Source organism: Mesorhizobium sp. WSM4845, from assembly GCF_055811455.1.
This window is the reverse complement of record NZ_JBVVQA010000010.1, coordinates 176,769-187,634: the sequence shown is the minus strand read 5'-3', so window position 1 is coordinate 187,634 and position 10,866 is coordinate 176,769. Positions and strand designations below refer to the sequence as shown.

Annotated in this window: 14 protein-coding genes and 1 pseudogene; 11 read left to right on the top strand and 4 right to left on the bottom strand. The window is 59.3% G+C overall.

Annotation, left to right across the window (positions count from 1 at the left end):
- Positions 1-16 precede the first annotated feature (16 nt).
- From AC0L2C_RS14585 to AC0L2C_RS14570, 4 genes are all read left to right on the top strand, one after another.
- Positions 17-235 carry a KTSC domain-containing protein gene (locus AC0L2C_RS14585; RefSeq protein WP_023803157.1) on the top strand — a complete coding sequence of 73 codons (219 nt, stop codon included), beginning with the start codon at positions 17-19 and terminating at the stop codon, positions 233-235.
- A gap of 432 nt (positions 236-667) precedes the next feature.
- Positions 668-1,228 (top strand): ATP-dependent DNA ligase, encoded by a 561-nt coding sequence (locus tag AC0L2C_RS14580; RefSeq protein ID WP_473523646.1) that lies wholly within the window; start codon positions 668-670, stop codon positions 1,226-1,228.
- Positions 1,171-1,542 carry a hypothetical protein gene (locus AC0L2C_RS14575; RefSeq protein ID WP_473523661.1) on the top strand — a complete coding sequence of 124 codons (372 nt, stop codon included), beginning with the start codon at positions 1,171-1,173 and terminating at the stop codon, positions 1,540-1,542. Before AC0L2C_RS14580 ends, AC0L2C_RS14575 begins: the two co-directional genes overlap by 58 nt.
- Before the next feature lie 140 nt (positions 1,543-1,682).
- A complete protein-coding gene (locus AC0L2C_RS14570) occupies positions 1,683-1,877 on the top strand; it encodes a hypothetical protein (protein ID WP_023803155.1) in 195 nt (64 codons plus the stop codon).
- A 361-nt stretch (positions 1,878-2,238) separates the two neighbouring features.
- Here AC0L2C_RS14570 and AC0L2C_RS14565 read toward each other — a convergent pair whose 3' ends face one another.
- Positions 2,239-2,412: a hypothetical protein gene (locus AC0L2C_RS14565; RefSeq protein WP_473523645.1), complete on the bottom strand. Its 174-nt coding sequence runs from the start codon at positions 2,410-2,412 to the stop codon at positions 2,239-2,241.
- Between the two features lie 233 nt (positions 2,413-2,645).
- On the opposite strand from AC0L2C_RS14565, the gene AC0L2C_RS14560 reads away from it, so the two are divergent.
- Entirely contained in the window at positions 2,646-3,026 is a 381-nt protein-coding gene (locus AC0L2C_RS14560) for a hypothetical protein (protein WP_473523644.1), read from the top strand.
- 440 nt (positions 3,027-3,466) lie between these two features.
- On the opposite strand, the pseudogene AC0L2C_RS14555 reads toward AC0L2C_RS14560, so the two are convergent.
- A pseudogene (locus AC0L2C_RS14555) lies at positions 3,467-3,607 on the bottom strand (XRE family transcriptional regulator); the annotation flags it as partial.
- A gap of 216 nt (positions 3,608-3,823) precedes the next feature.
- Here AC0L2C_RS14555 and AC0L2C_RS14550 point away from each other — a divergent pair.
- From AC0L2C_RS14550 to AC0L2C_RS14535, 4 genes are all read left to right on the top strand, one after another.
- On the top strand, positions 3,824-4,174 hold the full coding sequence (locus tag AC0L2C_RS14550) for a hypothetical protein (protein WP_236389606.1): 351 nt from the start codon (positions 3,824-3,826) through the stop codon (positions 4,172-4,174).
- Positions 4,175-5,133: 959 nt separating this feature from the next.
- Positions 5,134-5,574, top strand: coding sequence for a hypothetical protein (locus AC0L2C_RS14545; RefSeq protein WP_473523643.1), 441 nt, complete (start codon positions 5,134-5,136; stop codon positions 5,572-5,574).
- Positions 5,575-6,309: 735 nt separating this feature from the next.
- Positions 6,310-8,505, top strand: coding sequence for a phage tail tape measure protein (locus AC0L2C_RS14540; protein ID WP_473523642.1), 2,196 nt, complete (start codon positions 6,310-6,312; stop codon positions 8,503-8,505).
- Positions 8,502-8,840: a hypothetical protein gene (locus AC0L2C_RS14535; RefSeq protein WP_473523641.1), complete on the top strand. Its 339-nt coding sequence runs from the start codon at positions 8,502-8,504 to the stop codon at positions 8,838-8,840. Before AC0L2C_RS14540 ends, AC0L2C_RS14535 begins: the two co-directional genes overlap by 4 nt.
- A 144-nt stretch (positions 8,841-8,984) precedes the next feature.
- Here AC0L2C_RS14535 and AC0L2C_RS14530 read toward each other — a convergent pair whose 3' ends face one another.
- Positions 8,985-9,182, bottom strand: a complete 198-nt coding sequence (locus tag AC0L2C_RS14530) for a helix-turn-helix domain-containing protein (protein ID WP_473523640.1) — start codon at positions 9,180-9,182, stop codon at positions 8,985-8,987.
- 429 nt (positions 9,183-9,611) lie between these two features.
- Positions 9,612-9,866: a transcriptional regulator gene (locus tag AC0L2C_RS14525; RefSeq protein ID WP_473523639.1), complete on the bottom strand. Its 255-nt coding sequence runs from the start codon at positions 9,864-9,866 to the stop codon at positions 9,612-9,614.
- A 184-nt stretch (positions 9,867-10,050) separates the two neighbouring features.
- On the opposite strand from AC0L2C_RS14525, the gene AC0L2C_RS14520 reads away from it, so the two are divergent.
- The gene (locus tag AC0L2C_RS14520; protein ID WP_473523638.1) at positions 10,051-10,458 is read left to right on the top strand and encodes a hypothetical protein; all 408 of its coding nucleotides are present in this window, start codon (positions 10,051-10,053) and stop codon (positions 10,456-10,458) included.
- Positions 10,458-10,778, top strand: a complete 321-nt coding sequence (locus tag AC0L2C_RS14515) for a hypothetical protein (RefSeq protein WP_473523637.1) — start codon at positions 10,458-10,460, stop codon at positions 10,776-10,778. The genes AC0L2C_RS14520 and AC0L2C_RS14515 overlap by 1 nt, the downstream gene beginning before the upstream one ends.
- The last annotated feature ends 88 nt before the right edge of the window (positions 10,779-10,866 follow it).

Genomic DNA, 10,866 nt, shown 5'->3' with positions numbered 1-10,866 from the left:
CCAAGGCGTGAACGTCATGCCGTCCACCTCGATAAGCAAAACGGAATACGATCCGGATCGTAGGACCCTCTCGGTGTGGTTCGTGGCCAGCGGCAAATGCTACCAGTTTGAGGATGTGCCGCCGGAGACCTTCGCCGAGTTCCGAGCCGCATTCGCCAAGGGCCGCTTCTTCAACGAGCGCATCCGCAATCGATTCCGGTACCGCCTGGTCGGGACCGCCAACAATTCTGGATGACCCAGCCGTATGCGAAAGCCAACTCACCTATCCATCGAGCTTCAACGGCTCATGGTCGGGGAGATAATGATGCAGCACCTCGCCAAGGTTTCGCTTGTCGAACGTTTGGCCACACACGGGGCAGAACTCGAAATGCCCTGCTTCGTCCTTCGCAGGCGGCCCGTGGCGCTTGCCCTTGATCCGGTCGCGGGGTTGTTGGTTCTATCTCGGCCCACGTTGATTGTCCCGAACTGTGATAGGGACGGCCCGACAGCCGCTGCGGGGTAGGCAACCGACCGTCGGGCCTAACCGGCGGGGGTATGGGTCGTGTCCGCCGGCTGGGACGAATAATATGCCGTTTCATGCATCATTACTAATTTAGTAAAATGGTCACGTTCCGTTCCCCTAACCGCCAGATCGGACGGACCTAAACTCGAATTCGTGCGTAAACCAGTGAGTGCCGGCGGCCGGCTAGAATTTATTCCTCCGATGATGCCTACCTTGGTGGCCAAGCCGCCCCAAGGCTATGACTGGATGCATGAAGCCAAATTCGACGGCTACCGCTCCCAGATCATCATCGACGCCGGCGGTGTGCGGATTTTCACCCGCCGCGGGCTAGACTGGACATCGAAGTACCGTGATCTAGTCGAGGCAGCCAAAGGTCTCAACGTACAGAACGCCATCATTGACGGCGAAGTCGTCGTCTTAAATGACGCTGGCCTTTCGGATTTTGCCGCGCTGCGCAAGGCAATCACCAGGCGCCAGCAGGACCTCTACTTCGTGGCGTTCGATCTGCTGCATCTCAACGGCCACGACTTGCGCGACATGGTGCTGGAGGACAGGCGGGAAATCCTGGCCGGCCTTATAGGGTTTGACAGCCGCATCCAGTTCAGTGAGACAATGCCGGGCGAAGCTAACGCGATCTATCATCTGATCGATGCGGCGGCCTGGAAGGGATGGTATCGAAGCGTCGGGACAGCAAATATCGCAGCGGCCCGACCACCAATTGGCTGAAGACAAAATCCTTCACCGAAAGCGAGTTCGAGCTTCTCGGCGTTGAACGCGAGAGGGGCAAGCCGGCGTTTGCTCTGATGGCTGACCCAGGCACCCGGAAATATGTCGGCAGTGCGTTCGTGAGCGTCAACCGCGAGATGCGGGAGCGACTTTGGAAGCGCGTCCAGGAGCATGCCGGGCCATCGCCTAAGGACATGCCAAAGCGGCCGGCAACGCAGTGGGTCAAGCCGGGGATAAAAGCCCGCGTGAAGCATCTGAGAGGTGAGGAAGATCTTCGGCACGCATCGCTGCAGGATTTCCGGGAAGAGGATTGAAGGCCGCGCCAGATTGAGCGAGGCCGGACTCGCGAAATTCGCAATAAAGCGTACAATCCCAACGTCGTCCGTACCGAATAGAGGCACCGCGGACGCTTGGGAGATGGCAGTGCTTCCGCCCTAGAGGCAGGAGGGCTGAGATGGCGAAAGCCCAGGCAGGCGCCCAGGTATCGGTTTTTGACTGCGATATCCTGCGCAGCGCCTTCATAAAAACCGTGATCGAAGAGAATATCCCCGAAGACAAATGGCGGTCGGTTGCCGCGCTTTTGATCAGCGACTTTACCGGGAGCGATGACGTCGATCCTGACTTGCTGGAATGGATCGTGCGCAAGTAGCTAGAGCTACCCAGCCGTTAGTCTTTCGTCGCCTGCCACGCTCGTTGCTATGCCTTTTTCGGTACTAGAAAGCCAAAGGCAAAGTGAGACGCCTCTACCTGGATTTTCGCGAGGTCGCTAGCAGCCGCCCGAATTACATCGGCAGTCACCTCAAAGAATTGGTGTGTTGCATTTTGCCGGTTGACTGAGAGTTTCTGCCAAGCCTTCTTTTCTCCGAGGTATACGCTCCACGGACCGTGAACGACACGATTGCGAAACGTGTTGAGTTCGCGCATCTGCTGGACGAGGCGATCGCGCTCGGCAAGGTCATTCGGGTTCGGTGGTGTGTTGGTCGATGATCTGACCATACAGAGTGATTTTGTTATTCAAGTTGTTCGCTTTCCGCAGCTTCGGTTGGTCGGCGCCAAGCGCGGACAGCCAATGATCGATATGGAATTCCAGAAATCCAAACTGCATTATCAAGCGCCCCTATCGGCTCGTAAAAATCGCTGTCGTAGCGCTCGATCATCTCCGATACGGATTTTGGACGTTCCATTATCGTGCTCACACTGACGAAAAACGCAACGAGCCGATGAAGCGAATGCTTCAAGACGCCGCGCCGTTGCCGCACACGATAGCGAGAAGGTTGCAAAGAGTCCGGCCGAAAGAAATGAGGCCCCTGAGCTAATATCAACCCAATGTCAAAGAGTGGGCGTCCCCTATTGCCGACGCCCTCGTTTTCAGGATTATATTCCTCCCCGTTGCGGCGAGCCCTCAACGGAGATCGCCATGCCCAAAAAGACCCTCGCCGACACCCTGGCCGCCCGCGAGACCATCTATGTCAATTGTGCGCACCCGATGTGTTGCAAATCGACGAAGCTCGACATCCAGGCGCTGATTGACAGGCTCGGCCGTGACCACGGCCCGATGCATGACGACCTGGTCGGGCTCTTTATCTGCTCAAACTGCAAGGCTGCCGGTGGTGATCGACGGCAGGTGTTCTTCACTACGAACGCGAGCAGCGGGCGCGCAATCGCGACTGGAAGCCAACTTTCGAACGAGGGGGCTGAAAGTGGCCGGCGCCACTTGGAGCCGTCGACAGCGGACCCGACGCACCTCCTAGACGCAAAACAGATCATCTGTCGGATGGCGAAGTCAGCTAAGCCGTGATGCCGACCGCTGGCCTGCCTCTGCGGTCCGATCCTGGCAAGATATTGTCACCTACTAGACGGTCCTCGGACGATAGTTTGGGCGGTATGAAAGGACCGGTAGCGCCGATCTCGCCTAGCCAATCCTCGTAGCCAGTGTTCATTTTGGACGTGAGTTCATCGGGATGATGTATCCCGGACTGGAATAGGCTCATGAGCCGCCGGCCGAAGTGTTCCCACGCCGGATGGCCTTCGGGAATTCCTGCCTCTGCGCAAGTCCTTGAGAACCTTTGCCAGCGTGGCGAGTTGCTCGGAGTCGAGATGATTGTCAAATGACATCGCTTTATCCCTCGCGTGGGGCGAAAGCGTGATCGACTCTTCCAAGCGCCAGCGCCCGTGTTGGATGGCGACGATGCTTCTGTACGCTTCCGGACGAATTTAGCGAGTCAAATCCGCTCGTCTTCATTTCCGCAACCTCACACCGGCGCCGCCGCCGTTCTCGGGGATGAACTCGACGCCAGCCAATTCGAGCGCTGCCTGAAGGTCAAGCAGAGTGCGGTCATACGGCGCCCGCTTCCCAGCTTCAAAATTTGTCAAGATCGCCGCCCGCCATCCTTCGCGGATGCAATGCGCGGTCAATGCCGATCGACAAGGTGGTTGGGAACTTCATGGAGTTTCTCGAAGCACCGGCAGAGCGTCACTGACGGGCGGCAAACTCTGCCGCTGCTAGCCCGCTGCCTTCAAGGTGGCGGGCTTTTTGTCGCTGAGGAACCATACGCGGCGGCGGCCGTTGAGCCCCCACCCAAAAGGGAGATCACAATGGCCGACGATCCAAACGAAGACGCAAAGCCGACGGAGACGCAGCGCGAAGCGCAGGAGGCCTTGGAGAAGCAAGTTGCGCAACTGAAACGCGAGATCAACAAGATCAATCGGACGCTCGCGGAGCACGCTGAAGAGGTGGTCGAGGAAGCTACTGGTTGGTATGAGGGCGCGGCCGATAGCGTGTCTCGGACAACGCAAGCACTTCGTAAAAGGGCGTCTACTGCTTCCGGTGTCGCTCAAGAAAATCCTGGCACGGTATCGTCCGCCTTCATGCTGGGCGCGGCTGTAGGCTTGCTGTTGGGCCTTGTTCTTGTGGCCGGCGACCAGCGCCGGGAGCGCTGGTTCTAACACGCCCAAATGAGCCCAGAGACTCCGCCGCCTCACGGTGGCGGTCTATGGGCGGGATCAAATTCCGAATATGGCAGCTAGATAGATAGTCCCCATGCAGGATCAAAGCCGCGCCCGCCGCAATGGATAGGGCAGAAAGCAAACCGCAAGCGATGCTGCCTCAGTTCGTGATGTCCAACGCCCTTTGGAAGTGTGAAGGATCGATCCACTTCTCAGCGTCCATAGCATATCGTATCGTGCCGAGGACGCGTAATTGAACGAGTGCATCGACCAGTTGATCCAAGCGAAGAAACCCTATGCCAGCGCCAGCAGAAGGCCAGCCACGAAGCACCAGACCGGGGCTTTGAGTGCTTCCAGCGTCGCAGGTTGGCTGGCTGGATTGTTCAGCAACGAAAACATGCCGAACAGCGCACCAGAATGGACTAGCACCAGCGACGCGGTCGACCAACGACCTCACTCGGCGGCAACCTGGAAAGTCGCGCGCTGAGACGTTTTGAGATCGTGGTAAACTAATGCAGCCGCGCTATCGCTGTCCATCATCGGCGTTTTAGAGTGCTCAGTTTCGTCATGTATGAAATCCCGCGTTGATTCCCCGGCGGGATTGTCGCACGGACCTGCCGACAGTCGCAGGAAAAGAATTGGCACCGCAATTGGCACCGGCGAAGGCGCGCTCTCTAGGAACATGGCGGGAACAAATTGGCTGATCCGTGTTGCAATCGTGTTGCCTGGACAGAAAGGGACGGGGCGGGACATGCCCGGAATGCAAGGGTTTGCGCGCTACAGGGCAGGAAAACCCATGCAACACGTTTCGGTCGCGATTGTTCTGCATAAGGGACTGATTTAATTGCGGAAACTGTTGGCTGGGGAACCTGGATTCGAACCAGGACTAACGGAGTCAGAGTCCCCGCTGGAATATTGATACTAAAGCCGATTTTTCCCGACTTAGGGAAAACGGTAGCATGTCAAATCAAAGGGTTATCGGAGAATTTCCGACCGACAGGATTGCTCTTTCGCCGGCATCTTCATCCTGGGGAGAGGGGCCTCTTGGCCTCCACGACAAGCTTTCGATCATCAGTGAAGTAAGGAAACTGTTCGGAGTAAGGGCCGCGCGAAGGTTATGGGCCGAATTTGGCCTTCCTTCGCCGCCAGATCCTCAGCATCCGCAGCACGATGCCGTGCAGGCGTTTCTTCTATCGGCGATCGAGGCCGCGCCGCTCTCTGAGATCCCCCTCAACGAACTCTACGGACATTACATAGCTTGGGCGGAACGATCAGGTGCGACGACGATCGTCAGCCCTATCGGGTTTGGCAAATACATTCTGCGCAGCGGTCTTGTGGGTGTCCGCAAGAGCAATGGTGCAACCTTCTACACAGGGGTGAAATGGCGGGCCTCACCATGAGCGTTGGCCCTTCTCCCCATATTGCGCCGCCGAATGCATGTGCACATGGCCAAAACCCTTCTCCCCTTTTGGGCGCGTGCGTCCTGTTGGGGGGCAACCGCTCTTTCAGCAGGCGCGATAGTGCCGATGCGCGAAGGCATTCAGTGTCACATGCACTTTCAAAAGCGCATTCGGATCAATCACTTGTGCCGATAGTGCCGATAGTTCCGCATTTCTCGCCCTACACATGCGCGTATGGGATCAGCAAACTAAGAGGGCACGTCCCTCGTTCATATGCGCGTAGCGTGTTTTTTTGCACTACCGGCACTATCTGGGTTTTCTTGTTAAAAAGAGCAAGCGAAACAATGACTTGTGCTCATTCAAGTTAGTGCAGATGTCAGTAAACAGTGCCGATAACAGCCAAAACAGTGCACGTAAGCCAAAAAAGGCGGGCAAGGACACATGAGCACCCGCATCAACGCTGTCGAGGTCGCCGACCACAGGGAAGTCGCAGACGCTGCGCATCGTGTGGTCATCCCCGTGAAGGCAGTCGATGACGCGATCGAGAGGGCCGGACCATGACTACGGCCAATCTTCGCGGCATGTCGGCGGGTCCTCCCCGGCTCAAAACGTATGCGGGGCGGCGTAGCCCGATCCATCTCCAGTCTGACACCAAATCCAGAGCCTAAACTGGCTAAACAGTGAGCCTAAACAATGACTAAAGAGCCAACCTACAGTTGAAGAGGACTATCAAAAATGGCCCAGAAAACCATCAAACAACGCATCGCCCTCGATGGCGGCAAGGACATCGAGGCCCAGCTCAAGGCGCTGGGTGCTGCTGGCGAGAAGGCGTTCAGGCAGATTCAGGTCGCCGCTGCAAAGGCCAAGCTCGACAAGTTCGTCAGCGACATCAGCACCGTCGGCAAGCGCCTGGCGGTGCTCGGAACCGCGCTCACGGCTGCGGCTGGAGCCGGCGGCGCCGCACTGTTCGGTCTCGCGAAATCCGGCGCCGATGCCGCCGATGCGGCCGGCAAGGCGGCGCAGAAGACCGGCCTGCAGGTCGAGGCCTATGGGCGGCTCGCGCACGCCGCCGATCTCGCCGACGTGTCTCAGGAACAATTCACCGCCGGCATGGGTCGCTTGAACAAGGCCATCGCCGACGCAGCGGCGGAAACCGGCAAGGCCGGCAAGGCGCTGGACACCAGCGGCGTCAAGGTCACCCGCTTCGGCAAGGCGGTCAAGGACGCCGCGACCGCCGCCAAGCCGGTACCCAACATCTTTTCCAGGCTCGGCGTCGCGCTCAAGGACGCCAACGGCAGGCTGCGCTCGAATGAGGCGATTCTGCAGGATGTCGCCGAGGCGTTTTCGCGGATGCCCGATGGTGCCTTGAAAAGCGCACTGGCGATCGAACTGTTCGGCAAGGCCGGCGCCGAACTGCTGCCGTTCCTTAATGCGGGGAAGCAGGGGCTCATCGACCTCGGCAAGGAAGCCGAGCGCACCGGGTTGGTCTTCACCAAGGCGCAGTCCGTCCTCGCTGAGGACTTCAACGACACGTTGACGGAACTCGGGAAGGCGGCCAGGGGTGTCCGCGTCCAATTCGGCCTGCTGTTCGCGCCGATCATCACCGCGCTTGCGGCCGGCCTTCGCGATGAGATCAACGCGAACCGCGAGGCGATCGTGGCGTTCGGCCAGAAGGTGGCCCAGCTCACCGCCGGCGTGCTCGGCGATCTCCTGCACATCCTGAGCGGCAACACCCAGAACATCAAGAACCCGTGGATCCGGGATTGGTCGGCGGCGATCGTCCAGTTCGGCCGGGATGTCTCGGGCGTCTTTAACGGGGTTGTCCTGCCGGTTTTCACGGCGCTGCGGGAAGGCGCGCAATTTGTTGCCGAGCAGATCAACTCGATCTTCGGCACCGACATCACCGGCGGAGAGCTCGCGCTCGGCGCCGCGCTGCTGCAGCTGCTTGGGGTTTTCACGGCCCTCGGATCAGCGATCGGCGTTGTTGTTGCAGGCATAGGCCTGATCGGCGGTGCCGCGGTCGCCATCGCAGCAGCGGCGCTTGCCGCCGGCATCGCCATCGCCGTCTTTTGGGACGAGATCGTCGCCGGCGCCGAGATTGCCTGGCAATCCATCAAAGACGGCGCCGCTGGCGCCTGGGGCGCGATCGAGCAGGGCGCGACCGATCTGTGGTCGCGGATCGTCGGCGCCTTCGAGGCCGGCCGGCAGATGGCGGTGGACGCCTTCAACGGGATCGTCGAGGCCATAGCCTCGGCGTGGGGCGGCCTGGTCGATCGGCTCGGTGCAATCGCAGGCCAGATCGTTGACCGCATCGTCGGCGCCTTCTCGGGCATCACCCAGCGCATCGGCGCGATCCTCGACGGCATTGTCGGCATTGCTCAAAGAATTCTTGGCCGCGTCTCTTCGCTGGTCGATAGCGTGATTTCGAAAATCAAATCGGCGATTGCATTCGCGAAGCAGCTCGCCGGCCTTGGTGGCGGGGATTCGGGCAGCGGATCGTCGACTACTCAGGGCTTCGCCGCCGGCGGCTCGGTTCGTGGACCCGGCGGGCCGCGCACCGATTCGATCCTGGCGCGCCTCAGCGCAGGCGAATACGTCATCCAGGCGAAAGTGGTGCGGCAGCTCGGCGTCGATTTCTTCCATAAGCTCAACAACGGCTTTCTGCCTGCGATGGAGGGCTTTCGCGGCTTCAGGCTCGGCGGCGTCGTCGACAACTTCAACCGATCGATGCAGATCCCGCGCTTTGCCGCCGGCGGCATGGTGCCTGCGCTGGCGGCCTCGTCGGCTGGGAGGACACCGGTCAATATCCATTTCCCGGATTCCAAGACGGTTTTCCAGACGATGGCCGACGACGAGGTGGCCGGCGCGATGCATCGGTTCGCCATCAAGCATTCGCTCCTGAGCGCTGGCCGTAGGCCGGGTCGGCTATGACGTTTCCCAACCCAGACCTCGGTCCCTTCGAGGGCGAAAACGACGCATGGCGCAAGCACGTGACGAAGCAGTTCGCGCACCAGGTCACAATGCCCATGTTGGAGGCGCGCGAGTGCTCACCGGCACAATTGGCTATCGCCCACATGCACGGGTTCATCGCCTGCGCCTTTAACGACGCCATAGAACGCGGCGACGGCGAGCAGCAGATCATGCCCGACGTGCTGGAGATGATCCGGCCGTGGGTCGAGGGCCTGAAGAACGCCGAGGCCATGTTGATCCTCACTGACAGGCGGCCGACGCAACTGACAGTGCTGCCAGGCGGCAAGAAAGAATGACCGCCTGGCTGGCCTTCGCGCTGGCCTTTGCCGTCGTGCTGGCGATGACCTGGTGGCCTTGGTAGGGCGCTTGCTGGTGGCGCGTGTACAACGGGCAGGGTGTGCTGGCGCGCCTAGGCGCGCCAGCATAGAAAGCCGTATGGCCTAGTGCTCGAACTCGTCGGGCGCATCCTTGCTGCCGACGTGCTTGCGCTCTTTCAGGATGTCATTGATCCGGGCCGAGTTGACGCCGAATCGCGCGGCGATCTGGTGCTGATGCCAGCCTCGTCGGCGAAGCGCCCATGCCACCACGGCGTCCTTAAAGCTGAGCGGTTGCTTGCTCGGGGGAGGTATTTCGTCCATTGGAGAAGTTCCTTCACAGTTTCGGAACGTCCCAAGGCTTGACCGGCGTGGCGGAACGGGACACTGTGTCCCGGTCCAAAGGGGCCGCTTCCTGCGCCTTGGAACACACTGAGCAGGATGTGATTTTGAGAGGCCGTCGGGGGAGGCTAAACCACGACGGCTTCTTTCAAACCACAAGTCAACATCGAGCCTATTGAACGGGAGTCACCCGTCAAGCACTCGGTCCGGCCTATCAACGGCTTGTTTGTTCCGGTTTTGGTCTCATTTTCAAGAAAACGTTAACCATTTCAATCTGATAGGCGTGTTTTCCACAGATGTAACAATCTGTGAATCATTCCCGGTTGACATTAATTTTCCTTGTGGAAACAGGGGATAAAGCCCGGCGCAACCCGTTGATTGGGCAAGATTGGCCCGAATCGATACCCCGGATTAGCGCGCCTTCCGTAGTCGCACGCCTGGCCCTTCGCCATTCTCGTCAACGAAAATCACGCCTGCGGCTTCGAGCGCGCGGCGGACGGCCGCCACATTGTTCGGCAGACCTGAAGCCGGGCCGGCGCTGGCCTCCATCCGTCGCAGTGTTGGAATGGAAACTGACGATGATGCCGCGAGATCAGCCTGCCCAATCCCCGCCAGCGCCCTAGCCGCCGCGATTTGCCTGCCGGTGATTTGATTGCTTTCGCTCACTGTGATCGAAACCTATTGACATACAGATCAGATTGAGCGAAACCTATCATGGTAATTCTTTTCGCTCAATGGAGAAAACCAAATGCCGAACGCACATCTTGCGGCAGCCGCCGAAGGCTTGCTTCGTCGCATATTCATCGGCTCGATGGGGCTGGCAATAGCGCCCGAAGCCGATCACACGGCTATGAACGTCCAGATCAACCGTCGCACCATGGTTGGCGCCACCACCGCCATCGCCGCATCCCTGATGGTCTCACCGACCGGCGCTGTCGAAGCCCATTCGCAGCTCGCCGAGTTGATCGCAGATTTCCACATGAAGGAGGCGGAGGAACTGGTTTTGGTGAACCGGTGGATTGCCCTGGACGAGCAATATGCTGACGACCAAGTGAAGAACGAGGCACTCAAACTCTACGAGCGCTGCGGCCAGGCCTGCAATAAGGCCGTCAAAGCGGTGTTTGGCTACCGGCCGAAGTCCCTGTCGGAAATGGACATGAAGAACGCTTTCCTAGCCGCTTGGTTCGAACGCGGATGCGGTCTGTCTAAAGAGGATGCGTCGCTGGTTTTCCAGAGTGACGCTAGTGAGGCGGCGTGATGGTCAAGACGATCAGGCGCAACCCCGACGCAAAGCTTCTCGGGCTCGAAGCCGAATTCAACGCTGCGAGCGATCGATGGAACAAGGCCACGGACCGAACGGCGCGTCTCAGGTCCCGCATCGCAAAGGCGGAAAAGAAGGAGGAGAATATGGCCGCAGCTTTCGGCCGCGCGCGCGAGAAGGTCATGAAGACCAAGGCCAAAACCATTGAAGGCCTGGCCGTGAAGGTCCGGGTTCGCGAGCGCGACTACACCGATGCCGAGGATCTGGAGGTTGAAATCCTCAAAAGCCTTGTCGACGACATCAAGGCGATGACCTGATCCCAAGTGCCCGCAGTGCATGACCTGCTCTTCTCGCCGGCAAATCTGGAGATCGGGGATAGGGGCTCAACCTTATCTGATGTGAGCG

Excerpts from the sequence above, each read along its gene's own strand:
- AC0L2C_RS14585 (WP_023803157.1), top strand. The coding sequence starts at position 17 with ATGCCGTCCACCTCGATAAGCAAAACGGAATACGATCCGGATCGTAGG.
- AC0L2C_RS14575 (WP_473523661.1), top strand. The coding sequence starts at position 1,171 with ATGGTATCGAAGCGTCGGGACAGCAAATATCGCAGCGGCCCGACCACC.
- AC0L2C_RS14570 (WP_023803155.1), top strand. The coding sequence starts at position 1,683 with ATGGCGAAAGCCCAGGCAGGCGCCCAGGTATCGGTTTTTGACTGCGAT.
- AC0L2C_RS14565 (WP_473523645.1), bottom strand. The coding sequence starts at position 2,412 with ATGGAACGTCCAAAATCCGTATCGGAGATGATCGAGCGCTACGACAGC.
- AC0L2C_RS14560 (WP_473523644.1), top strand. The coding sequence starts at position 2,646 with ATGCCCAAAAAGACCCTCGCCGACACCCTGGCCGCCCGCGAGACCATC.
- AC0L2C_RS14550 (WP_236389606.1), top strand. The coding sequence starts at position 3,824 with ATGGCCGACGATCCAAACGAAGACGCAAAGCCGACGGAGACGCAGCGC.
- AC0L2C_RS14545 (WP_473523643.1), top strand. The coding sequence starts at position 5,134 with ATGTCAAATCAAAGGGTTATCGGAGAATTTCCGACCGACAGGATTGCT.
- AC0L2C_RS14540 (WP_473523642.1), top strand. The coding sequence starts at position 6,310 with ATGGCCCAGAAAACCATCAAACAACGCATCGCCCTCGATGGCGGCAAG.
- AC0L2C_RS14535 (WP_473523641.1), top strand. The coding sequence starts at position 8,502 with ATGACGTTTCCCAACCCAGACCTCGGTCCCTTCGAGGGCGAAAACGAC.
- AC0L2C_RS14530 (WP_473523640.1), bottom strand. The coding sequence starts at position 9,182 with ATGGACGAAATACCTCCCCCGAGCAAGCAACCGCTCAGCTTTAAGGAC.
- AC0L2C_RS14520 (WP_473523638.1), top strand. The coding sequence starts at position 10,051 with ATGAACGTCCAGATCAACCGTCGCACCATGGTTGGCGCCACCACCGCC.
- AC0L2C_RS14515 (WP_473523637.1), top strand. The coding sequence starts at position 10,458 with ATGGTCAAGACGATCAGGCGCAACCCCGACGCAAAGCTTCTCGGGCTC.